This window comes from Massilia sp. DD77, assembly GCF_036961685.1.
In the GTDB taxonomy this organism is placed as follows: Bacteria; Pseudomonadota; Gammaproteobacteria; order Burkholderiales; family Burkholderiaceae_D; genus Telluria.
This window is the reverse complement of record NZ_JBAMDH010000016.1, coordinates 19,344-41,770: the sequence shown is the minus strand read 5'-3', so window position 1 is coordinate 41,770 and position 22,427 is coordinate 19,344. Positions and strand designations below refer to the sequence as shown.

Sequence of the window (22,427 nt, the reverse complement as noted above, 5' to 3'; positions counted from 1 at the left end):
TCAGCGGTCCATGGCCTGGAACAAGGCCGTAACGATGGCCGCCAGCTCGTCCTGCGGCATGTCCGCGTTATTCAGCAGCACCACGGCCCGGCCGTCCGCCGGGTCATACGCGACCAGACTCTTGTAGCCGCCGAAGGCGCCCGCTTCCCAGGCCAGGGAACGGGCGCCTTTGTTCGTCGTGAGCGGCTGAACGCGTCCGCCCAGGGCGTAGTGCTCGGCCGCGTCGTGCACGGTCGACAGCTCGCGCAGGGCGCGTTCCGACAGCAGCTTGTTCTTGTACACCGCGTCCATCAGGTCGACCAGGTCGCGCGCAGTGCTGTAGACGGTGCCGTTGGCGGCCAGCATGGGCGCGGCGGGAGGCGACTTGCGCTTGCCGTCGGCGCCATAGCCTACCGCCATGCCGACCGCGTCCTCGTAGCCGGTGGCCGCGAAGCTGGTGTCGCGCACCCCGGCGGGCGCGAACACCAGTTCCTCCACCACTTCCGTGAACGGCTTCTTCATCACCCGTTCGACCACCGCTGCGGCGAGGATGAAATTGGTGCCCGAATACTCGAAGCGCTCGCCCGGCGCGAAGGCCAGGGCGCCCGTGCCGAAGCGCAGCGCGGCTTCGGGCGGGCCGATCTCCAGGCCCTCGACCTTGCTGTCCTTGCGCATCGCCTCGGCCAGGCCGTTCGGGATGCCGCTGCGGTGCGCCAGCAGCTGGCGCAGGGTGACGGCGCCGTTCGGGGCCGGCAGTTCCGGCAGGTGGCGCGCGATCGGCGCATCCAGGTCGAGCTTGCCCATGTCGGCCAGGCGCAGCACCGTCACGGCGGTGATCCACTTGGTGGAGGAGCCGATCATGAAGCGCGTGTCCTTGGTGTTCGGCTGCGACTCCTCGCGCAGGGCCTGGCCGCGCGCGCTGACCACCAGCGGCGAGGCCGCGTCCTTGCGCACGGCGGCCACGCCGCTGTAGTGGGCGGGCAGCTGTCTGTCGATCAGGGGCTGGGTGGTGGCGGTGGCGAGCAGGGTGCAGCCGGACAACAGGGCGACGGTGGCGGCGAGCAGCAGAGAGGCAAGCAGGCGGGGACGCATCATGGCTCCAGGTCGGTTGGACGAAGCTGCATTGTAGGGCGCGCGGCGCAAAGACGGCGCGTGCGCCGGGAGGGGCCGGAATCAGGAATACTGCCGGGAATACTGCCGCCAGGAGAAAAGCCATGGACGACACATCCCTCGATCCGGCGCGCACCGCGCTGGTCCTGATCGACCTGCAGAACAGCAACGTCAGCCGCCAGCTGGCGCCCTACAGCGCCGAGCAGACGGTCGGCAACTGCGTGCTGCTGGCCCAGGAGATGCGCGGGCGCGGCGCGATGGTGATCTACGTCCACGTGCTGGTCAACGAACTGCCGGCGCCGCTGGCCGATTCCCCGATGCGCCCTCCGGGCGCGCCGGCGGCCCCGCCCGACGCTTCGCGCCTGGCGCCGACGGCCGGCGTCGACGCCCAGGACACCGTGATCACCAAGCGCCAGTGGGGCGCCTTCTACGGGACCGAGCTCGACCAGTTGCTGCGGCGGCGCGGCATCAGGACCCTGGTGTTGGGCGGCATCGCCACCAATTTCGGCGTGGAATCGACGGCGCGCGCCGCCTTCGACCGGGGCTACGCGCTGGTGTTCGCGGAAGACGCGATGAGCAGCTTCGATGCCGAGGCCCACGGTTTCGCCTGCCGCAATATCTTCCCGCGCATGGGCAGGGTGCGCTCGACCCGCACCCTGATCGACATGCTGCAGGCCGGAACGGGGGCGGCTTAGGTGCTTTAGCCCGCCTGCTGGATCTGTGCGGTGATCTCGAACGAGCGCAGGCGCGCCGCGTGGTCGTAGATCTGCGAGGTGATCATCAGCTCGTCGGGCCGGGTGCGCGCGATGAAGGCCTGCAGCTGCTCCTTGACGGCCGCCGGCGACCCGATGGCCGAGCAGGACAGCACGCTGTCGAGCATCATGCGTTCCGGCAGATCCAGGCTCTCGAGATAGCCGGGCTTCGGCGGCTTGAGCCGGCCCGGACGGCCGCTGCGCAGGTTCACGAAGGCCTGCTGCATCGAGGTCGCCAGCAAGCGGGCCTCGTCGTCGCTGTCGGCTGCGAAAACGTTGAATCCCAGCATCACATACGGCTTGGCCAGCTGGGCCGAGGGACGGAAACTGGCCCGGTACAGTTCGATCGCCTGCATCATCATCTGTGGTGCAAAATGCGAGGCGAAGGCGTAGGGCAGGCCGAGCTGGGCGGCCAGCTGGGCGCCGAACAGGCTCGAGCCCAGGATCCACAGCGGCACGTCCAGGCCTTCGCCCGGCACGGCGCGCACCGGGCGGCGGGTCGAGCCGGCAAAATAGTCCATCAGTTCCACCACGTCCTGCGGGAACTCGTCGGCATCCGAGGCCAGGTTGCGGCGCAGGGCGCGCGCCGTGACATGGTCCGAGCCGGGCGCGCGGCCCAGGCCCAGGTCGATACGGCCCGGGAACAGCGCTTCGAGAGTGCCGAACTGCTCGGCGATCACCAGGGGCGAATGATTGGGCAGCATGATGCCGCCCGCGCCGACCCGGATGCGCTCGGTGCCGGCCGCCACGTAGCCGATCAGCACCGAGGTGGCGGCGCTGGCGATGCCCGGCATCCCGTGGTGCTCCGCCAGCCAGAAACGCTGGTAGCCCCAGCGCTCGCCGTGCTGGGCGAGATCGAGCGAACGGTGGAAGGAAGTGGCCGCATCGCTGCCTTCGGCGATGGGCGAGAGGTCGAGGATCGAGAAAGGAATCATGAGGCGATGATACGCCGATGCCTGTTTTCGCGTGCGGACCGGTCCGGTTTTGCCGGCACGGGTTGTCATGGTGTAAAGATTGACCCTCGCCAGGCCCCTCCTTATGATGGCCGGGTAATGATGCCGGGCAATCCCGGCTTTTCCTGGACCTGCCCGCGAGCCCGCCATGCGCCGAATCCTGCATCATTCCTTCCTTGCCGCCGCCTTGGCGATCGCAGTGTCCGGCTGCGGCCATCTCCAGGGCCGGGACCCGACTGCCATGGCTGAACGGCGTTTCGACCCCGCGCGCCTGGCCGCCATCGACCGCGCCGTGAACGAGGCGGTGGCGGCGCGCAAGCTGCCCGGCGCCGTGTTCCGCCTGGAGCGCGAGGGCGCCGCCTACGAGCGCGGCTACGGCAAGACCAGCTACCAAGCGGACGCCGTGCCGGTCACGCCGGACACCGTCTTCGACGCCGCCTCGCTGACCAAGGTCATCGCCACCGCGCCCTCGGTGCTGATGCTGGCCGAGGAGGGGCGCATCGACCTCGATGCGCCCCTCATCCGCTATTTCCCCGAATGCGCCGGCGGCGGCAAGGACGCCATCACGGTGCGCCACCTGCTGACCCATACCTCGGGCCTGGCCTCGGGGCTGCCGGCCAAGCCCGACTGGCGCGGCGACGATCACGCCCATGCGCTCGCCTGCGGCCAGCAGGTCACCCATGCGCCCGGCAGCTTCTTCCGCTATTCGGACATCAATTACGTGCTGCTGGGCCAGCTGGTGCGGCGCGTGTCCGGCATGCCGCTGCACCAGTTTGCGCAGCGCCGCATCTACGGACCGCTGCGCATGCGCGACACCGGCTACCTGCCGCTGCAACGGGTCGCCGCGGCGGCGATCGCGCCGACCCAGAAGGGCGGCCAGGAAGGCGAAGGCCTGCACGGCGACCTGGCGCCGGGCCAGCTGCTGCAAGGCGTGGTGCACGATCCGACCGTGCGCCGCATGGGAGGCGTGGCCGGTTCGGCCGGCGTGTTCTCGACCGCGCGCGACATCGCCCGCTTCGCCCGTATGCTCCTGAACGGCGGCGAGCTCGATGGCGTACGGGTGCTGGGCGCGGACAGCGTGCGCCTGCTGACGACGGTCCAGACCCCGCCCGGCATCGCGGCCCTGCGCGGCCTGGGGATGGACATCGATTCGCCCTACGCCAAGCGGCCGCGCGGCAGCGTGTTCCCGGTCGGCAGCTACGGCCATACCGGCTTCACCGGCTGCATCCTGTGGATCGATCCGCAGTCGCGCATCTTCTACGTTTTCTTGTCGAACCGCGTGTATCCGGACGACAAGAGCAACGTGCTGCCGCTGTACACCGAACTCGGCACCCTGGCGGCCCAGGCGGCCTCGTCAGCCCAACCGTGATGTCGAATTGGCATTGCCATTCGGCTACCGTGCGCTCCTTTTGAGTCGGCCTTACTACACTCGGCCTCACAAGCAAGTTATCTCATTGATATTGCTGAGATTTTTTGAGCCCCGAAAGTATAGGAGATCGACATGAATATGAACAAGCTTCTGAAAGGCCTGCTGGGTGCATCCGTCGCCGCCGCCCTGTTCGGCGCCACCGCCGTCCAGGCGCAAACCACCGCCACCACCGCCACCACCGGCCAGACCACGGCGACCGGCTCCCAGAGCGGCAGCAGCATGAACGACCAGAGCAGCGGCAGCTCGTCCGCGAGCGCCACCGGCAGCTCGCAGTCGCAGGACAAGAAGGACAAGATGCACAAGAAAGACAAGATGCACAAGAAGAGCGATGCGCAAAGCGGCACATCCGGCACCTCCGGCGCCACCAGCGGCTCCGACACCAGCAATAGCAGCATGATGGAAAGCGGCACCACCAGCGGCGCCAGCGACATGGGCAACACCAGCGGCACCACCGGCGCCACCGGAACCAGCGGCAGCAGCACCAGCGGTTCCAGCGGCATGAGCGGCACCAGCGGCAGCAGCTCGGGCGTCGAGGCGGGCCGTACCGCCACCGGCAATTCGAGCGAACCGCCGACCCGTTCCTCGGGCTCCATGAGCACCAGCGGCACCAGCGGCACCAGCGGCACCACCGGCACGACCAGCAGCTCCACCGGCACCACCGGTACCACGTCGACGCCACCGGCCGACCCCAACAAGCGCTGGTAATCCCCGCCCGCGCCAAGCGGGAGCATGGCGGCCACGGCCGCCATCGCGGCACCGGATCCTCGGATCCGGTGTTGTCGTTTACAAGCTCAGCGCAGCGGCCGGCGCACGCCGCCGCGCGGCGCATCCGGGCGCGGACTGGTGTCCATGGCCAGCTCGACCTTCTCGAGCGGGGTCGGGGCGGGGCCGTGCAGCACATTGCCTTCGGTGTCGAAGCGCGAGGCGTGGCATGGGCAGTCCCAGGAGCGCTCGGCCGAATTCCAGTGCACCGCGCAGCCCAGGTGGGTGCACTTGGCCGAGACCGCGTGCAGGGCGCCGCCCGGATCGCGGTAGACGGCGATGCGGCGCAGGCCGTCGCGCACCACCGCGCCTTCGCCGGCCGGGATTTCCTGGACCGAGTCGACGTCGCCGCCGGTCAGCCATTCGCCGTAGCGGGCCATGACGTTGGCCTGCTCGGAGACGAAGTCGCCCAGACCGTGCAGCGGCTTGCGCGCCGGGTCGTACAGTGCGCTCCAGGGATTCGGGCGGCCCATGATCAGGTCGGTCACCAGCATGGCGCCGATGGTGCAGTGGGTCATGCCGTTGCCGGAGTCGCCGGTGATCACATAGACGTTGTCGTCGTCCATCGGGTTGCGGCCCAGGTAGGCCAGGCCGTCGGCCGGTTCCATCACCTCGCCCGACCAGCGGTACAGGGTCTCCTGCGCCATCGGGAAGCGTGCGCGCGCCCAGCGCTCGATCTCGTCGTAGCGGTGCTCGGGATGGTCGTCCTGGCCGACCTTGTGGTCGGCGCCGCCGACGACCAGCACGTCGTGCTCGCGTGCGCTGTCCGGGGTTTCCAGCCGCACGTAGTAATAGGGATCGCCCGTGTCCCACAGCAGGATGCGCGGCACCGTCCCGCGCGGCACCCGCAGGCCCACCACATAGGTGCGGTAGCCGGCCTGCTTGGTGTGCATCACGACGCGGTCGTTGAAGGGAGTATGGGTGGCCACCACCACGGCGCGGGCGTGGATTTCTCCTTCGATGTTGCCACTGCGAGTGGACACGGTCTGGCGCTGGTGGTCGCCGCGGATGCGGTGGGCGTGGGTGCCGCCGTGGATGCGGCCGCCCTTGGCGACGAAGGCGCGCGCCAGGCCATCGAGGTATTTCAGCGGATGGAACTGGGCCTGGTTGGCGAAGCGAACGCACGGACCGGTATCGAAGGACAGGTCCGGCACCCGCGCCAGCAGCTCGGCCTGGACGCCGGCGCGCGCCGCACAGGCCTGTTCCTTGCCGAGGTCGTGGGGGCCATGGCCGCCGCCGTTGGCGGGGAGGGCATACAGGTAGCCGTCCAGGCGCTCGAATTCGCAGCCGATGCCTTCTTGCCGCACGATGGCTTCGACCTGGTCGATGGCGCGCGCATGGCTGTCGGCCACCAGGCGCGCCTGGGCGGCGCCGAACTTGTCCTCGATGAAGGCATACCATTCGTCGGGCGGGAACAGGTGGGCGGTGGTGCGGCCGGTCTCGCCCGCGCCGATGCCGAGTGCGTCGATCAGCACCACCTCGCGTCCTTCGCGCGCCAGCAGGTAGGCCGTGCTCAGGCCGGCGATGCCGGCGCCGATCACGCACACCTGCGTGTCGACGTCACCCTGCAGGGGAGGAAAGACGGGCACCGAAGCGCTGTCCATCCACACCGAAGTCGAACTGCCGTTGGTCGATCCAAGCATGCTGGCCTCCGTATCGTCATCGCGTGGCGCCAGTCTACTGCGACGGCGCAGCAGCGGTAGCACGATGGCGCCGCACCGCGTGTGGCGCATCCGCCGCATCCGGCCCGGGAATCGCCTCCCCGATGCACCGCTCCCGATTTTTGTGCGTAGAATCAATTCTAATTGCATACTGGAATGATTTCATGGACTTGCTTGCCGTTCCCCCAGATGCGCTGTCGCCCAGCGCCATGAAGCTGTCGGAACTGATCGGGGCGCTCAGCTATGCGCTCGACATCACCGAGGGCCAGCCGCCGGGCCATTGCGTCCGCTGCTGCTGGATCGGCATGCATGTCGGCCGCGCCATCGGCATATCCCGTGACCAGCTATGGGAGCTGTACTACACGCTGCTGCTCAAGGACCTGGGGTGCAGCAGCAATGCCGCCCGTATCTGCGAGCTCTACCTGACCGACGACCTGGGATTCAAGCGCGACTTCAAGACCGTGGGCGATAGCCTGCCACAGGTGCTTTCCTTCGTCCTCAGCCATACTGGCCTGAAGGCGGGACTGGCCGAGCGCTTCCGTAGCGTGATGACGATCCTGAAGGATGGTCCCGCCATCGCCCAGGACCTGATCGCTACCCGCTGCCAGCGCGGCGCCGAGATCGCGCGCCTGCTGCGCTTCCCGGACGGCGTGGCCGCCGGCATCTATTCGCTGGACGAGCATTTCAACGGCCAGGGCAAGCCGGCGCGCCTGGCGGGGGATGCGATTCCGGTCCATGCCCGCATCGCATTGCTGGCCCAGGTGATCGACGTATTCCATACCGCCGGCGGCCGTGCCAGCGCACTGGCGGAAGTGAAGAAGCGTGCCGGCACCTGGTTCGACCCGCGCCTGGCGCAAGCCTTTGCTGAAGTGGCGAGCGACGAGGCGTTCTGGACCACGCTGGCCGCGCCGGACATCGACGCCGCCGTGTTCGCGCTGGAGCCGGACGGACGCGAAGTGGCGCTCGACGACGACTACCTGGACGACATCGCCGCGGCCTTCGGCCAGGTGGTCGACGCCAAGAGTCCCTATACCAGCGGCCACAGTGCGCGCGTCGCCCTGTACACCGACATGATCGGCGAGGCGCTCGGCCTGACGGCGCAGCGGCGCCGCTGGCTCAAGCGGGGCGCGCTGCTGCACGACGTCGGCAAGCTGGGAGTGAGCAATAGCGTGCTGGACAAGGCGGGTGCGCTCGATCGCGACGAGTGGGATGCGGTGCGGCGCCACGCCGAATTCACCGGGACCATCCTGGGCCGCATCGGCGCCTTCGCCGAACTGGCGCAGATCGCCGCCAGCCACCACGAGCGCCTGGATGGCGGCGGTTATCCGCGCGGCCTCGGTGCGGAAGCGATTCGCCTGGAGACGCGCATCATCACGACCGCCGACATTTTCGATGCGATCACGGCCGAGCGCCCCTATCGCGGGGCGATCCCGATTCCCAAGGCCTTGGAGATGATGGAGAAAACGCTTGGAACGGCGCTCGACCCGGCCTGCTTCGATGCCCTGAAGCAGGCCGTGGCGCGGATGCCGTTCCCCACCGCTTGATGCGGCCCCGGCTTACCAGCCGAGGTCCCTCAGCAGCGGCACCGTCAGGTCATACGGCGGCTTGAGGTTGATGGTGAGGTCGCCGTTGATGCTTGGTTCCATCAGCAGGTTGGGCGCGGCGGTGACGTCCCAGTGCGATACCGACGAACCGCCCATCAGCGGGTTCGGCGTGTACAGCAGCGGACGGCGCGCCGCGTCGGCGCCGGACAGGCGTACCGGATCCTGGCCCAGGGTGATGGTCACCGCGCCCGGTTTGCCGCGGCTGCCGTAGGGGACCGAAGCCGCCACCGCGGCCGCGAAGGCCTGGCCGTCGGCCAGCGACACGCCGATGGTCGGGATCTTGATCGCCGGATCCGAACCTCCCAGGGTGAAGGCGCCCGCCACGTTGTTGTGCACGATCACGCCGACTGCACCCGCGTCCTGGGCGTTCTTGGCCTTGATCGCGAAGGTGCAGCCGCCGCGGCTGATCAGGGCAACCTTGTTTTTCACCGCCGCGGCGTTGGCGGCGTCGAAGGCGCTGCAGCCCGGTCCCGCCTCGCCGGCCTGGGCCGCGATGGTGGCCAGGGCGCCCATCGTGGAGCCCGATTTCGGCGCCGGGCCGAAGCTGGCGGGGATGTAGTCGGCGGTGCGGTCGTAGCCGGGCGCCGGCGAGGTGGCCTTGGCCAGGCCCACCGGCTTGAGCAGCTTGGGCGCGGCGCCGGCCGCGTTCGGCCCGATCCAGGCCAGCTGGAAGGGATTGACGGCGGAGGCGGCGCGCTCGGCGCTGCTCATCGCCAGCCAGGTCTTGCCGGCGGTGTTGTCGTACATGTGGCGTTCCCAGATGCTGGGCAGGCCGCTGTCGGTGAAGGCGGTGCCCTGGGCGTTCAGGCGCCGGCCGGTTCCGGTGCTGACCGTCATGACCGAGAAGCCCAAGCCGTGGCCCAGTTCGTGCAGCAGGGTCGCCACGAAGTTGACCTGGGTACCGGCATTGCCGTCCAGGCCCAGGTAGAAGCCGCTGCCGGCCAGGCAGTCGGGCTTGCCGAGGTTGATGTTGAACTGGGTCTTGATGTCGGCGTTGCCGAAGCCGCTGCCGTCGTCCGGCGTGCCGGCGCTGAGGTTGACGCCTGCCAGCTTGTTGGCCAGCGCCTGCGGATACCAGGTGCCCGGTACCCCGTTCGGGAAGTCATGCCAGATGTTCCAGGCGCCGGCGCTGCCCAGCACCGCGCTGCTGGCGGTGCAGCTCAGGGGCTCCCAGCCTGCGCTGACGACGATGTTGATGTTGCTGGCCAGGTTCTGTTCCCAGATGTCGGCCACGTAGCGGTAGACGTTCATGCGTTGCTGGCCGAGGGTGGTGCCGGGGTTGCCGCCGACCGGCGCCACCGGGGTCGGGTCGTTGAAGCCGACGCCGGCCGGGTCGCGGCTGGTGATGGTGATCTTGGCCGCCTCGGCGGCGAAGCAGCTGAGGGCACAGGCGAGGGCAACCAGGGTGTGGGCAGGTTTGACGATCATGATCACTCCGTATCCAGGTCGGCCGCGTGGCTGTGGGGAACCGCCTTGGCCTCCTGGCCGTGCGATTCGAGGCATTGCATCTCGAGCTTGCCGTCCGCCTTGCGCACGGCCATCGAGGAGCTCATGAACTCATCGGTCAGGCGCGCTCCCTGGGCGCCGCTGGCATGGTACTTCTGCAGCACCGGCTGGGGCGCGGCGCGCAGGGTGCGGCGCGCATTGGATGCTTGCAGCGCGGCACGCTCGGCGGGCGTGGCGTCGCGCAGCTTGCCGGTCTCGGCATCGCGCACCACGGTGATGTTGTCGGCCGCCGGGGCGGTCTGGTCTTGCTGGGCCAGCGCCTGGCTTGAAAAGCCGAGCAAGGCCAGGCCGGCGCCCAGCAGGCCCCGGCGGAATTGCACGTTCAGTGACATCACGTTCTCCTGGTTTGGACTACAGATGAAGTCGATCGTGTTGGTTTTTTCTGGTGCGGCTGGCTAGGTGCGGCGGCGGCGCGCGAGCGCGGCGCCGGCCAGGCCGATGCCGAGGATCATGACGGTCGTCGGCTCGGGGATGGCGCTGATGCGCAGGGTGTCGACGCCCACGTAGTTGGACAGGTCGGCGTCGCCCGTGTGCACGATGGCGAAGCGGCCGGTGGCGCCGGCGCCCTGGCCGCTGAGCTGGACGGTGATCTTGGTCCAGGCGTCGGTCGGTACGACGATCGGCCTGCCCAGGGTGAAGGCGGACAGGTCGGCGCTGCCGGTGCTGAAGCCGAAGGCCAGCTGGTCGAAGAAGCCTTCGAACTCGTCGCCGCGCACGAAGAAGGAGACCACGACGTTCATCGCGGTCGAGAACTCCGGCGTGATCAGCCAGTTTTCGATGGTGCCGCCGGGAGCGGCCACGTTGAAGTTCGAGGCGATATAGGCGTTGGGTGCGCCGAGGTGGGCGGGGAAGGTTTCGGGGTCGCCCTGGAACCAGGTGGCGACCGGCCCCGGAGGCTGGCTCTCGTTGTCCAGCACCCAGCCCTGGCCGGGCAGGGCCGCGACATTATTGAAGTCTTCGCTCAGCAGCACTTCCGCCTGCGCGGTGCCCATGAGCCCGGCGAATGCCAGGGCAACCAACACTGATTTTTTCATCTAGTACGCCTCCGATAGGTTGAACAGCGGAGCGACGCGGGACCTCGTACGGACGAACCGTTTCACCCCGGACATACTGCCGCAACGGGATCGCCGCGGCGGACAGACATACCTAAAAGCATCAAACATGCCAAGAAGATAGAGGCTTGATTTTGTTAAAAAAATTTTAACGAACGGGTTGCAATTTGGAAAACGTGTAAGAAAATGTGACAGCACGGCACGGCCGTCCCGCGCGCCGCCGGGATCGCCTCCCGGCGATATGAACGCGGCAACGGGATAGCAAGATTTGACAAAACTGGCCATGCGACTGCCGCCACAATGCGATCCACCAACAGAGAAAGGCCTGAACGTTTCGCCTGTCGCGACCGGAAGGCTGAACAACAATCAAATCGACGTTTTGGAGAGCACATGAACCAAGGGATGGCACGGCAGTACAAGCGCACCGCGATCGCGGGCGCGGTGGCGGTTTGCGCGATGGTGTCGGGACAGAGCTGGGCCCAGGAAAACAGCGGCCAGGCGGTCGCGGATCCGCAGACGGTGGTGGTGACCGGCGTGCGCGCCGCCCTCGAACAGTCGCTGCGCCAGAAACGCAACGCCGACGCGGTGGTCGAGGTGGTGACGGCCGAGGACATCGGCAAGATGCCCGACAAGAACGTGGCCGACGCCATCCAGCGCCTGCCGGGCGTGAATACCCAGTCCTCGGCCGGCGGCGAAGGCGGCTTCGGCGAGAACGACCGCGTCAGCCTGCGCGGCACCAGCCCCAGCCTGCAGCAAACCCTGTTCAACGGCCATGCGATCAGCACCGGCGACTGGTTCGTGCTGAACCAGATCGGCGGCAACGTCGGCCGCTCCAGCAGCTTCTCGTTGCTGCCGTCCGAGCTGGTGGGATCGATCGTGGTCCAGAAGAGCCCCACCGCCGACCTGGTCGAAGGCGGCGTGTCGGGCGCCATCAACGTCATCACGCGCCGTCCGCTCGACTTCCGCCAGCCGCTGACGGTGGAGGGATCGATCCAGGCCAACTACAACGACTTGTCCGACCAGGCCGAGCCGCACCTGTCCGGCCTGGTGAGCTGGAAGAACGCGGCCAGCACCTTTGGCGTGCTGGTGCAGGGCTTCTCCGAAAAGGCCACGGTGCGCCGCGACGGCCAGGAGATCCTCGGCTACACCCCGATCAGCCCCACCAGCGCGGCGGCCGTCGCCAATCCCGCCCTGCGGGGCGTGGTGGTGCCGACCTTCATCGGCGCCAGCCTGTTCGAGCAGACCAAGAAACGCCAGGGCGGCGCCTTCGACATCGAGGCGCGCCCGATGGCCGGCCTGAGCGTGGACCTGAACGGCTTCTACTCCAAGCTCGAAGCGCCGCACCAGAACACCAACTGGCTGGCGGCGCCGGCCAATTCGATCAACAGCATGAACCTGATCCCGGCCAATCCGGTCGTGCGCAACGGCACCCTGGTGGCGGCGTCCTTCGAGCGCAACGCGGGCGAGGTCGACAACATCTACCGTCCGGATGCCGGCGGCGAATCCTGGTACCTGGACCTGAACGGCAAGTGGCGCGTCAGCGACCGCCTGACCCTGTCCGGCAAGCTCGGGAAAACCCATGGCGTGGGCTGGGACCGCGACGATGTCTATTACCAGAATAACGTCGACGGCGGCATGGTCTATGCGCTGAACGGTCTGTCCCCCGCCTCGGTCAGCTATCCGGGCGGCAATACCGCCTCGCCCGGCTCCACCGCCTGGGCCGGCGGCGGCGATGCGCAATCGGTCGACCAGGAAAAATACGCCCAGCTCGACGGCCAGTGGCGCCTCGACCACCCGACCCTGCAGAGCTTGCGCTTCGGCGCGCGCTGGACCGACCACCACCGCACCGCCGAGCACCCGCTCGAGACCCGTCCGGGACCGGTGGGCTTCAGCAACCCGGGGCCGGTCTGGACCGGCCAGATGTACCCGTCGGACTTCGCCAATGACCTGGGCGGCAATCTCTCGTCCAATTACTTCAAGTACGACGGCGCCGCCCTGGGCGCCTGGGGCGCGGTGCCCGGCAACCGCCTGCTCGACTATGTGCTGCGCCACAACTGGATGGACGAATTCCAGGTCGGCGAGAAGACCGCCGCGCTGTACGGCATGCTGGACTTCGGCGGCGACAACTGGAGCGGCAACGTCGGCCTGCGCGCCATCGAGACACGCCAGACCACGGTCGTCAACCTGGCGGGCGGCCCGAACCCGATCCTGGGCTCGGCCTTCGGTCCCTACACCCCGACCACCTTCAAGCGCACCTACCGCGACTACCTGCCGAGCGTGAACTTCAAGTACGAGGCGACGCCGGACCTGACCCTGCGCACCGCGCTGGCCAAGACCATCGCGCGGCCGGACTACAGCGCGCTGGGCGGCTCGGTCTCGCTCAACGACGACGCCCTGAGCGGCAGCGGCGGCAACGTCAACCTGGAGCCGGTGCGCTCGACCAACTTCGACGTCGGCGCCGAGTGGTACTACGCGCCCAAGGCGCTGCTGTCGGCGGGCTTCTTCTACATGGACCTGCGCTCGATCGTGGCCCAGGGCACCTCGACCGGCACCTACTACAACAACAAGCGCTCGAGCCTGACCGAGTACCAGATCACCTCGCCCTTCAATACCGAAGGCACCAACAAGGGCGTGGAGCTGAGCTGGCAGCAGCCGTTCATGAACAACTTCGGCACCCTGGTGAACTTCACCCACGCCGACGGCGAACTGGAAGACGGCGGCGAACTGCTCAACTCCTCGAAGAACACCTGGAACGTGACCGGCTACTACGAGAACGAGCGCTTCTCGGCGCGCCTGGCCTACAACTACCGTTCGCGCTACAAGGCGGGCGTGGACCGCGGCGCCAGCCAGCACGTGGCGGGGATGAAGAACGTGACGGCTTCGGTCAACGTGAAACTGACCGAGCGCCTGACCCTGACCTTCGACGCGCTCAACCTCACCAACGAGACCATCCGGATGTACGCCGAAAACGAGGACCGCCCGCGCGCGTTCTACTCGAACGGCCGCACCTTCTACCTCGGCCTGCGCGGCAAGCTGTAAGCCGCTTGCGCCACCGCCGCCGCGGGCCGGGCCCCGCGGCGCATCCCCTCATTGCCACCACTGATACCGATGTCGACACCTCCCTCGTCCATGGACGTGGCGCCGGCCGCCGCGCCGGTCGCCATCTCCTGGGAATGCCTGACCAACACCGTACGCGACGACCGCTTCCGTTCGCGTTTGGAGCTGGCCAACGTCTCCGCGCGGACCATCGCGCCCGGCTGGACCCTGTACTTCAACACCTGCCGCAAGGCGCTGGCGGGCAGCGTCAGCCCCGGCTTCGCCATCGAGCACGTCAACGGCGACCTGTTCCGGCTCAGCATGAGCGGCGGCGAACCCTGGCTGCCACAGCAGCGCTACCGCATCGAGTACGATTCACTGCACTGGGCGATCAGCGTCACCGACGCGCCGCTCGGCTTCTACCTGGTGCCGCAGGATGGCGAGCCGGTCGACCTGGGCGACCCGGAGATCGCGCCCTTCGTGCGCGAGGAGCAGCGCCGGCGCGCCGGCTTCGACCGCCTGCCGACCGAGGACGCCGCGCGGCGCCACCTGCGCAACGCCGGACTGCGCGAGCTGCCGGAGGCGGAGATCGGCCGCATCACGCCGCAGCCGCGCTTCACCCGTTTCGGTGCGGGGCGCTGCCGCCTGGCGCCGGGCGCGCCCGTGGTGCATGCGACGCAGCTGGCCAACGAGGCGGCGCTGCTGTCGGCCATGCTGGCAGCCCTGCCGGACGGCCCTCCGGGCGAGACCGGCGTCGAGCTGCAGCTTGGGCAGGTGGCGCTGGAAGGCGCCTGCCAGGAAGCCTACGAACTCGAGATCACGGCGCGCCGCGTGCGGGTGCGCGGACAAAGCGCGCACGGCGTCTTCAACGGCCTGCAAAGCCTGGCCCAGCTGCTGGAGGCGGACGGCAGCCTGCCGCTCGGCCTGGTATTGGACGAGCCGCGCTTCGCCTACCGCGGCATGATGCTGGACGTGGCGCGCCACTTCGCCCCCGTGCCGACCGTGCTGCGCCTGCTCGACTGCATGGCGGCCTATAAACTCAACCGCTTCCATTTCCACCTGACCGACGACGAAGGCTGGCGCCTGGAGATCGCCGCGCTGCCGGAGCTGACCGGGATCGGTTCCAGGCGCGGCGTGGGGCCGGATTGCCTGCCGCCGTCCTTCGGTTCCGGCGCCGCGGCCGATACCTCCGCCGGCACGGGTTACTACAGCGCCGAGGACTTCGTCACCATCCTGCGCCATGCCAAGGCGCGCCACATCGACGTCATTCCCGAATTCAACATGCCGGGCCATGCGCGCGCGGCGGTGGTGGCGATGCGGGCGCGCCACGACCGGCTGCTGGCCGCGGGCGACCCTGAAGGCGCGCGGGCCTACCTGCTCAGCGATCCCGACGACCGCTCGGACTACGAATCGGTGCAGCTGTGGCACGACAACGTGATCTGCATCGCGCTGCCTTCGGTCGACCGCTTCATCGACACCGTGGTGGGCGAGGTCTGCGCCCTGTACCGCGCGGCCGAGGCGCCGCTGCGCGTGATCCACACCGGCGGCGACGAGGTGCCGGCCGGGGCCTGGCTCGGTTCGCCCGCATGCCGCGCCAGGATGGCGATGGAGGGCTGGACCGGCGCCGCGCAGCTGCACGGCGACTTCGTGGCGCGCTGCCGCGCGATCCTGGCGCGCCACGGCGTCGAGTTCGCGGGCTGGGAGGAAACCGCGCTGCTGCACGTCGAGGGGGAGGGGATGCGCCCGAACCCGCGCTTCGCCGGCAGCGATTTCCATGCCTATGTCTGGAACAACGCCTGGGGTTCGGGCCAGGAGGACTGCGCCTACCGCCTGGCCAATGCCGGCTATTGCGTGGTGCTGTCCAACGCCGCCAACCTGTATTTCGACCTGGCCTACGCCAAGCATCCCGAGGAGCCGGGCTACTACTGGGCCGGTTTCGTCGAAACCCGCCATGCGTTCGCGTTCTGCCCGCTCGACGCGTTCGCCAGCGCGGAAGCCGACCACGTCGGCGATCCGATGGGCCGGCCGCTCGACCCGGGCCTGCGCGCCGCCATGCAGCCGCTCGACAAGCTGGGGCAGGGGCGCATCGCCGGCCTGCAGGGCCAACTGTGGGGCGAGAACGCACGCAGCGCCGCGCGCATCGACTACCTGGCCCTGCCGCGCCTGATCGCGCTGGCGGAACGGGCCTGGTCGCCCGACCCCGGCTGGCAGCGCATCCCTGACGCGCGCGTGCGCGGCGCCGCGATCGAGGCCGACTGGAACGAGTTCGCCAACCGCCTGGCGCGGCGCGAGCTGCCGCGCCTGGACCGCGCGCCCACGCCCTATGGCTACCGCCTGCCGCCGCCCGGCGTGGCGCTGCAGGACGGCGCGGCCCACGCCAACGTCGCCCTGCCGGGCCTGGCCCTGCATTACACTGTGGACGGTTCGGAGCCGGTGGCGGCCAGCCGGCGCTACGCGGCGCCGGTGGCGCTCGCGCCCGGCGCGCTGTTCCGCATCGCCAGCTTCGATACCCGCGGCCGCCGCAGCCGCATCGTCAGCCTGACCCTGGATACGCCATGACCGCCATGCACGACCTGCCCGTGAACAGCCCTCCCGCCGCGGCGCGCCGCCATCCGCTGGCCTGGGTGCCGACCCTCTACCTGGCCCAGGGCCTGCCCTTCTATGCGGTGGCCCTGGTGGCGGGCCAGATGTTCAAGAGCATGGGCGTGCCCAACGACCAGATCGCGCGCTGGACCGGCGCCATCGGCCTGGCCTGGGCCTTCAAGGCGCTCTGGAGTCCCTTCCTGGAGCTGGCACCCAGCAAGCGCCTGGCGGTGGTCGGCTTCCAGCTGCTGGGTGGCGCGGCCCTGGGCCTGGTGGCCCTCGCGCTGCAGCTGCCCGGCTGGTTCGCGCTATGCATCGCGCTGCTGGCGCTGGTGGCCCTGGCCTCCAGCAGCCATGACATCGTGGCCGACGGCATCTACATCGCCAACCTGAACGAGCGCGAGCAGGCCGCCTACGCGGGCTACCAGGGCGCCTTCTTCAATGCGGCCAAGTTCCTGTCGCTGGGCGGGCTGCTGCTGCTGGCCGGCTACCTGGAGCAGCACGTCGGGACCGAGTTCGCCTGGACCACCGTGTTCGCGCTGCTGGGCGGCCTGCTTGCGCTGCTCGGCCTGTACCACCTGCGCGCGCTCCCGAGCGGACCGCAGGACAAGCCGGCCGGCGGCAAGGCCAGGGATGTCGCGGCCACGCTGGTCGACGTGATCCGCAGCTTCTTCGCCAAGCCCGGCATCTGGGTGGCGATCCTGTTCATCATCCTGTTCCGCGCGGGAGAAGGGCAGATCCAGAGCATCGGACCGCTGTTCCTGCGCGACGCCCGCGCGCTCGGGGGACTGGGCCTGAGCACCGCCGAAGTGGGCTTCGCCTACGGCACCGTGGGCACCGCGGCCTTCCTGGCCGGCAGCGTCGCCGGCGGCTACTTCACCGCCTGGCTCGGCCTGCGGCGCGCCATGCTCTGGCTGATCCTGGCCGTGAACCTGCCGAACGCCGTGTTCTGGTACCTGAGCGAGGCCCAGCCGGACTCGCTGGCCCTGATCACCGGCGCGCTCGGCGTCGAGATGTTCGGCTACGGCTTCGGTTTCGTGGGCGTGATCCTGTTCATCATGCAGGTGGTGGCCAGCGGCCGCTACCAGACCGCCCACTATGCGCTGGGGACCGGCTTCATGCAGCTGGGCTTCGTGCTGTCCAAGGTCGTCAGCGGCGACATCCAGCAGGCGCTGGGCTACCGCGGTTTCTTCCTGTGGGTACTGGCGGCGGCGTTGCCGGTGCTGGTCTTGAGCCGGGTCATGAAGCTGGAACCCGGTTCCGCCGACGCCGCCGGCCATACCCCCAGGGCCGATACGAGCGACCTGTAGCTTCGTCGGGCCGTCTCTACGTAATGCATGCACTCTCCGGACGATGACGCGAATAACCGTGCAATAAAAGTTCCTGCAAGGGAATGACTCCTCGTTTATGCTGTCAATACTTCATTGTTGGGTAAGCACCCGACTGTTACCGCGAACGAGGATGCATGGAAGTTTTGCTTTATCGCTGGAGCACCATGGCTCAGCTGGTCTCGGACACGATGATCATGATTTTTCTGGTCGTCCTGTACCGCTCGGTACGTCGGCCGGAACTGCGGCCGCACGTCTGGGCCTGGACCGCCAATTTCGTCGCCCTGTCGATCACGGTCGGCTACTGGGTCTTCCGCCCGGAGCAATATTGGTTGCGAAAGCTGGTCGCCACGCTCTACGTCTCCATGAAGATGAGCTTCGCCTGCCTGCTGATCGTGGGCGTCGCCGCCTTGTCCGGCCGGATCGTGCGAGGCCGGCGGATCGGGGCGGTGCTGCTGGCCTGCCTTGCCTACGGCATCTTCGTGGCCCTCACTTACCAGTCGATCAACCAGCTTGGCGTCTATAACGCAGCCGGCTCCGCCTTGCTCCTGTGGTCGGCGGTCGCGCTCATCCTGCGCGAACAGCCGCCCGCGTGGTCCTGGCTTGCCGCCGGCTTCGCCGTGCGCGCAGGCTTTGCCAGCGTGGAGGCGCTGGCCTACCTGTCGCAGCTGACCAGCGTCGCCTGGCTGCCTCCCGACCTGGTGGAGCCTTATCTGGCTGCGCATTCGTCCTTCGATGGTGCGGCCGAATGGATGATCGCGCTGGGCTGCGTGCTGACCATGTATCGGATCATTGCGGCAGAGCTGGCGCACAGCCACCAGGAAATGAGCGCCGCCAAGGAGCGCATGCGCGAGCTGGCGGAAAGCGACATGCTGACCGGACTGGCCAACCGCCGCACACTGATGCCGGCATTGCGGGCGGTGCGCCCGCAGGGAGCATCGATCCTGTTTTTCGACCTGAACGATTTCAAGCAGATCAACGACCGCTTCGGACACCAGATGGGGGACGATTGCCTGAAACGCTTTGCCCAGGTCCTGCGCGCCAACTTCCGTCCGGGCGACACCTTGATCCGCTATGCAGGCGACGAGTTCATCGTGATCGCGCCGGGCATGCGCCCGGAAAGCCTGGAGCCGCGTATCGCGGCCGCACGCGTAGAGCTGGGCAAGGCGGGGGCGGACACGCCTGCCATCCGGTTCTCGGTCGGGCTGTCCTTCCTCGAGATCGACGGCGACGTGGACGCCGCGGTCGCAATAGCAGACTCGGCCATGTACAAGCAAAAGCAGGAAAAACACCTGAAATCTGCCTGATCCATGTGCCCCATGGAGCCAGGGAGCGTCTGGCTCCACCGGGCAATCGCGATGCCGTGCGCTATGCCCGCAGCGCTAGCGCTTCTTGACCGGCAAGGCCAACCAGCCCTGCCACTGTCCGTCCCCCGAGCGCTCCACCTTCTGGATGTGGGGGCGGGTGCTGTCCAGGCGCCAGACGGCCTGCTTCTCCAGCCAGTCCTCGTACATCGAGCGGAACCGCGGCCACTCGTGGCGGAACTCCAGCACTCCGTAGTGCCCGGCCGGGAGCACGCGTGTACCCAACTGGCGGTCTTCCTGTTCGCTGGCGAAACCGAAGTCGTAGCAGTATTCACGCTCGCCGGTAAAGCCGGGATCCTCGTCGAACACCCCGTACCACGGGCTGCCGGGCGGCAGGCCCGCGCGTTCGCGTTCGCAGATGAAGCTGTTGCAGGCGACCGACAGCGCGGCGCCCGACTGGCCGAAGAAGCGCTGGTAGCGCAGCTGCACGGCCGGCAGCGCGCGCACCGCAATGCGCGCCGCGATGCTGCCCGGCTCGGGCGGGCAATAGGGCGCCAGGATCACTTCCAGGTTGCCGGGCTCCGCCACGAAGAAACTGACGTCGCTTTCGCGTCCCACCTGGGCGTCCATGTAGGCGCGCCAGCCGCCGTCGCGCCAGCTCTTGGCCGACATGCCGAACTGCTGCTTGAAGGCCTTGGAGAAGGCGGCGTTGCAGGGAAAGCCGCAATCCTGGGCGATGCGCCCGACCGCCACGTCAGGCTCGTGGCGCAGCAGGTGAGCGGCGCGGCGCAGGCGCCGCTTGCGCTGGTATTCGACGGCCGAAAAGCCGGTCAGCTCGCGGAAGATGCGGTCGAAATGAAAGCTCGAGTAGCTGGCCGAGGCGGCCAGGCTATGCAGGTTGAGCGGATCGCCGACCGAGTCGAGCATCAGGTCCATCACCTCGTACAGGCGCGAGACCCGGGTCGGCGTGCGTGCGGGCGCCCGGGCCGTCATGCGGCCCGCCCTTCCCGCGAAGGGATGGGGCGCGGCGCGGCGCAGAGGGCAGGGACGGGACGGCTGGACATCGCATCGTGTATTGACTGAACTGCATCAATTATGCGGTCAAACGCAATGTCGTGGCGAAACAGGTGAGGCGCCCACGCAACAGTCGGAAAGTTTTATGCGAGGTCCGGCAGCTCGGCATCGAGGTCGCGCTGTTCCAGGCGCGCGGTCTTGATCGTGATCGCGCCGCCGCATTCCGAACACACCTGGCCGGCGCGGGTCAGCTTGCCGCAGGTCGTGTGGCGCAGCTGCAGCGGCGAGCACAGTTCGGTGGGCATCCATTCCTCCGCATAGCGCATCAGCTCGAGCGCGATCGGCAGCAGCGCCAGGCCCGGCTTGGTCAGGCGGTAGACGTAGCGCGGCGGGCGTTCCTGGTACATCACCTTGGCCACCAGGCCATTGGCGACCATGCGCCCAAGGCGGTTGGACAGGATGTTGGTGGCGGCGCCAGTCTTTTTCTGCAGCTCGTCGAATTTCTGCGGGCTTTGAAACAGCTCGCGCAGCAGCAGCATGATCCATTCGTCGCCGATCAGGTGGGCGGCCCGGCCAATCGGGCAGGCAGTAGTTGAACGGGTATCCATAATCCTTATTTTACATACTTGCAAAATGAAAGTCTATCGCTTAGTATTCTATCACTTGCAAAACGAAACCCAGTAGGCATGACACAGTTAGGCCCCCACCAAAGGGGGAAAAGTTGTTAAAAAACCGCAACTAGCATGTATAAGAGTTGTCCCATCAGAAATTTTTCGGAACAATACTGCGATGAAAACAATATCGACCAAAGCGGATGAAACCCTGGCAGAGATCGTTGTGACGGCGCTCGACATCGCCATGGCCGAAGGCATCGCCCAGGTTTCGTTCGGCAAGGTGGCCAAGCGCCTGGGGATGAGCAAGAGCGGCGTGTTCTGCCGTGCAGGTTCCCTGCACAGCCTGCAACGTGCGGTGCTCGACGAATACGACCGCCGCTTCCTGAGCGACGTGGTGGCGCCGACGCGCGCCGCGCCGCGCGGCCTGCCGGCGCTGGAAGAACATGTGCGCAAGCTGGCCCTGCGCGCGAGCGGGGCGGCGATGGGCGCAAGCTGCCTGTACATCGCGGGCGCCTTCGACGGCGCAGCGCTGGACGCGGCCTTGCACCAGCGCTTGCAGCACGGTCTGGCGCGCTGGCGCGGCCTGCTGGGCCAACTGGTGCAGGACGCGGTCGAGCTGGGCCAGCTCCCGCCCGACACCAATTGCGACCAGCTGATCTTCGAGATCCACAGCCTGGTGGTCGGCATGGCCCACGACGCGCGTTTTCTCCGCGACGAGAGCATCGGCCAGCGCATGGTGCTGGCCTGCCGCCGGCTGCTTGCTTCCTACACCCAGACGCCGGTCACGCTGCAGTAGGCGCGGCCCGAGGTCCCCGATTCCAACCACAGAGAAAGTCCCATCATGCTGAGCTATTTCCTGCTTTTGTCCGCGGCCGCCGGTATCGCCACGATGGTTTACGCGGCCCGTTTTGTCCACACGATCCCGAAACGCAACGAAGACTTCTCGGTCTTCATGCTGGCCTAGATCGACCCCTGCAATCTTGTTGTTCCGAATAATCATAACTTCGCAGGACCAAAATGAACGATGTAACTGTGCTGAGCGCGATCGAACACCTGACGCAAGTCGGGACCCGACAACAACTGGCCGAATGGGCCGACGCCCACCTGATCGACAACAGCGGGGCAAGCAGCGTGCTGATCGGCTTCGGCCGCATGCAGCCGGAATTCTCGATGACGCCCTTCTTCGTGTCCTCGTCTTTTCCGGGCGCCCTGATCAAGACCTTCGATATCCAGGACCGCTATCTCACCATGCCGCTGCTGCACGAATCGCGCGCCGCGCGTTCGCCGGTGATGCAGGACCTGTGCCCGAACGGCGGCGGTGAAGCGCTGTGGCAGGCGATGTTCCGCCAGAAGGGCTTCTCGCGGGTGGCGGTGGCCGCCAACACCGAGGTGCGCGACGGCTCCACCACCTACCTGTGCATGACCGACCCCAAGGCCGGCGCCGCCCAGGAAGGCGAGTCGCTGCGCCGCAACCTGTCGATCATGACGCCGATCCTGCACAGCGTGCTGTCGCGCCTGGCCTTCGAGGAAAGCCAGAAGGAGAAGGACGATCCGGCCGCGGTGCTGACCCCGCGCGAGCGCGAGATCCTGGCCTGGATCCGGATGGGCAAGACCAACTCCGAGATTTCCTGCATCCTCGGCGTCGCGGTCTCGACCATCAAGAACCATGTGCAGCGCATCCTCATCAAGCTCCAGGTCAACAACCGGACCCAGGCCATCGCGAAGTGTCTGCACTGACAT

The 22,427-nt window shown here is 67.9% G+C and carries 19 protein-coding genes; 11 read left to right on the top strand and 8 right to left on the bottom strand.

Annotated features, from left to right (window positions below; genetic code table 11):
- Positions 1 to 1,074, bottom strand: coding sequence for a serine hydrolase domain-containing protein (locus tag V7778_RS11285; protein ID WP_335555208.1), 1,074 nt, complete (start codon positions 1,072 to 1,074; stop codon positions 1 to 3).
- A 119-nt stretch (positions 1,075 to 1,193) separates the two neighbouring features.
- Between V7778_RS11285 and V7778_RS11280 the strand changes: the two genes are divergently transcribed.
- Positions 1,194 to 1,784, top strand: a complete 591-nt coding sequence (locus tag V7778_RS11280) for an isochorismatase family protein (protein WP_335555206.1) — start codon at positions 1,194 to 1,196, stop codon at positions 1,782 to 1,784.
- Positions 1,785 to 1,789: 5 nt separating this feature from the next.
- Here the strand turns inward: V7778_RS11280 and V7778_RS11275 are convergent, their stop codons facing one another.
- Complete coding sequence (locus V7778_RS11275) at positions 1,790 to 2,776, bottom strand: LLM class flavin-dependent oxidoreductase (protein WP_335555204.1); 987 nt, start codon at positions 2,774 to 2,776, stop codon at positions 1,790 to 1,792.
- A gap of 166 nt (positions 2,777 to 2,942) precedes the next feature.
- Here V7778_RS11275 and V7778_RS11270 point away from each other — a divergent pair, with 166 nt between their 5' ends.
- A complete protein-coding gene (locus V7778_RS11270) occupies positions 2,943 to 4,163 on the top strand; it encodes a serine hydrolase domain-containing protein (protein ID WP_335555201.1) in 1,221 nt (406 codons plus the stop codon).
- Between the two features lie 132 nt (positions 4,164 to 4,295).
- Entirely contained in the window at positions 4,296 to 4,928 is a 633-nt protein-coding gene (locus V7778_RS11265) for a hypothetical protein (protein WP_335555200.1), read from the top strand.
- An 86-nt stretch (positions 4,929 to 5,014) separates the two neighbouring features.
- On the opposite strand, the gene V7778_RS11260 is transcribed toward V7778_RS11265, so the two are convergent.
- Positions 5,015 to 6,628: an FAD-dependent oxidoreductase gene (locus V7778_RS11260; protein ID WP_335555197.1), complete on the bottom strand. Its 1,614-nt coding sequence runs from the start codon at positions 6,626 to 6,628 to the stop codon at positions 5,015 to 5,017.
- A gap of 182 nt (positions 6,629 to 6,810) precedes the next feature.
- Between V7778_RS11260 and V7778_RS11255 the strand changes: the two genes are divergently transcribed.
- Positions 6,811 to 8,190 carry an HD-GYP domain-containing protein gene (locus tag V7778_RS11255; protein WP_335555196.1) on the top strand — a complete coding sequence of 460 codons (1,380 nt, stop codon included), beginning with the start codon at positions 6,811 to 6,813 and terminating at the stop codon, positions 8,188 to 8,190.
- 12 nt (positions 8,191 to 8,202) lie between these two features.
- On the opposite strand, the gene V7778_RS11250 is transcribed toward V7778_RS11255, so the two are convergent.
- The 3 genes from V7778_RS11250 to V7778_RS11240 form a co-directional block, all read right to left on the bottom strand.
- On the bottom strand, positions 8,203 to 9,678 hold the full coding sequence (locus tag V7778_RS11250) for a PA domain-containing protein (protein WP_335555194.1): 1,476 nt from the start codon (positions 9,676 to 9,678) through the stop codon (positions 8,203 to 8,205).
- 2 nt (positions 9,679 to 9,680) lie between these two features.
- Entirely contained in the window at positions 9,681 to 10,088 is a 408-nt protein-coding gene (locus V7778_RS11245; RefSeq protein ID WP_335555192.1) for a post-PEP-CTERM-1 domain-containing protein, read from the bottom strand.
- A 63-nt stretch (positions 10,089 to 10,151) separates the two neighbouring features.
- The gene (locus V7778_RS11240; protein ID WP_335555190.1) at positions 10,152 to 10,790 is read right to left on the bottom strand and encodes a choice-of-anchor J family PEP-CTERM protein; all 639 of its coding nucleotides are present in this window, start codon (positions 10,788 to 10,790) and stop codon (positions 10,152 to 10,154) included.
- Positions 10,791 to 11,198: 408 nt separating this feature from the next.
- Between V7778_RS11240 and V7778_RS11235 the strand changes: the two genes are divergently transcribed.
- The 4 genes from V7778_RS11235 to V7778_RS11220 all read left to right on the top strand — a co-directional run bounded on the left by V7778_RS11235 (position 11,199) and on the right by V7778_RS11220 (position 19,062).
- Positions 11,199 to 13,847, top strand: a complete 2,649-nt coding sequence (locus V7778_RS11235) for a TonB-dependent receptor (protein ID WP_335555188.1) — start codon at positions 11,199 to 11,201, stop codon at positions 13,845 to 13,847.
- Positions 13,848 to 13,916: 69 nt separating this feature from the next.
- On the top strand, positions 13,917 to 16,403 hold the full coding sequence (locus V7778_RS11230) for a family 20 glycosylhydrolase (protein WP_335555186.1): 2,487 nt from the start codon (positions 13,917 to 13,919) through the stop codon (positions 16,401 to 16,403).
- Entirely contained in the window at positions 16,400 to 17,737 is a 1,338-nt protein-coding gene (locus V7778_RS11225) for an MFS transporter (RefSeq protein ID WP_335555184.1), read from the top strand. The genes V7778_RS11230 and V7778_RS11225 overlap by 4 nt, the downstream gene beginning before the upstream one ends.
- Before the next feature lie 155 nt (positions 17,738 to 17,892).
- Positions 17,893 to 19,062, top strand: a complete 1,170-nt coding sequence (locus V7778_RS11220) for a GGDEF domain-containing protein (protein ID WP_335555182.1) — start codon at positions 17,893 to 17,895, stop codon at positions 19,060 to 19,062.
- Positions 19,063 to 19,137: 75 nt separating this feature from the next.
- Here the strand turns inward: V7778_RS11220 and V7778_RS11215 are convergent, their stop codons facing one another.
- Positions 19,138 to 20,052, bottom strand: a complete 915-nt coding sequence (locus V7778_RS11215; RefSeq protein WP_335555181.1) for a helix-turn-helix domain-containing protein — start codon at positions 20,050 to 20,052, stop codon at positions 19,138 to 19,140.
- A gap of 164 nt (positions 20,053 to 20,216) precedes the next feature.
- Complete coding sequence (locus tag V7778_RS11210; RefSeq protein WP_335555179.1) at positions 20,217 to 20,681, bottom strand: winged helix-turn-helix transcriptional regulator; 465 nt, start codon at positions 20,679 to 20,681, stop codon at positions 20,217 to 20,219.
- Between the two features lie 181 nt (positions 20,682 to 20,862).
- Between V7778_RS11210 and V7778_RS11205 the strand changes: the two genes are divergently transcribed.
- Genes V7778_RS11205 through V7778_RS11195 form a run of 3 tightly spaced genes read left to right on the top strand, consistent with a single transcriptional unit; the run spans position 20,863 to position 22,424 of the window.
- The gene (locus tag V7778_RS11205) at positions 20,863 to 21,483 is read left to right on the top strand and encodes a TetR/AcrR family transcriptional regulator (RefSeq protein ID WP_335555178.1); all 621 of its coding nucleotides are present in this window, start codon (positions 20,863 to 20,865) and stop codon (positions 21,481 to 21,483) included.
- A 45-nt stretch (positions 21,484 to 21,528) separates the two neighbouring features.
- Entirely contained in the window at positions 21,529 to 21,651 is a 123-nt protein-coding gene (locus V7778_RS11200) for a hypothetical protein (RefSeq protein WP_335555176.1), read from the top strand.
- Between the two features lie 53 nt (positions 21,652 to 21,704).
- Complete coding sequence (locus tag V7778_RS11195; RefSeq protein WP_335555174.1) at positions 21,705 to 22,424, top strand: helix-turn-helix transcriptional regulator; 720 nt, start codon at positions 21,705 to 21,707, stop codon at positions 22,422 to 22,424.
- Positions 22,425 to 22,427: the final 3 nt, after the last annotated feature.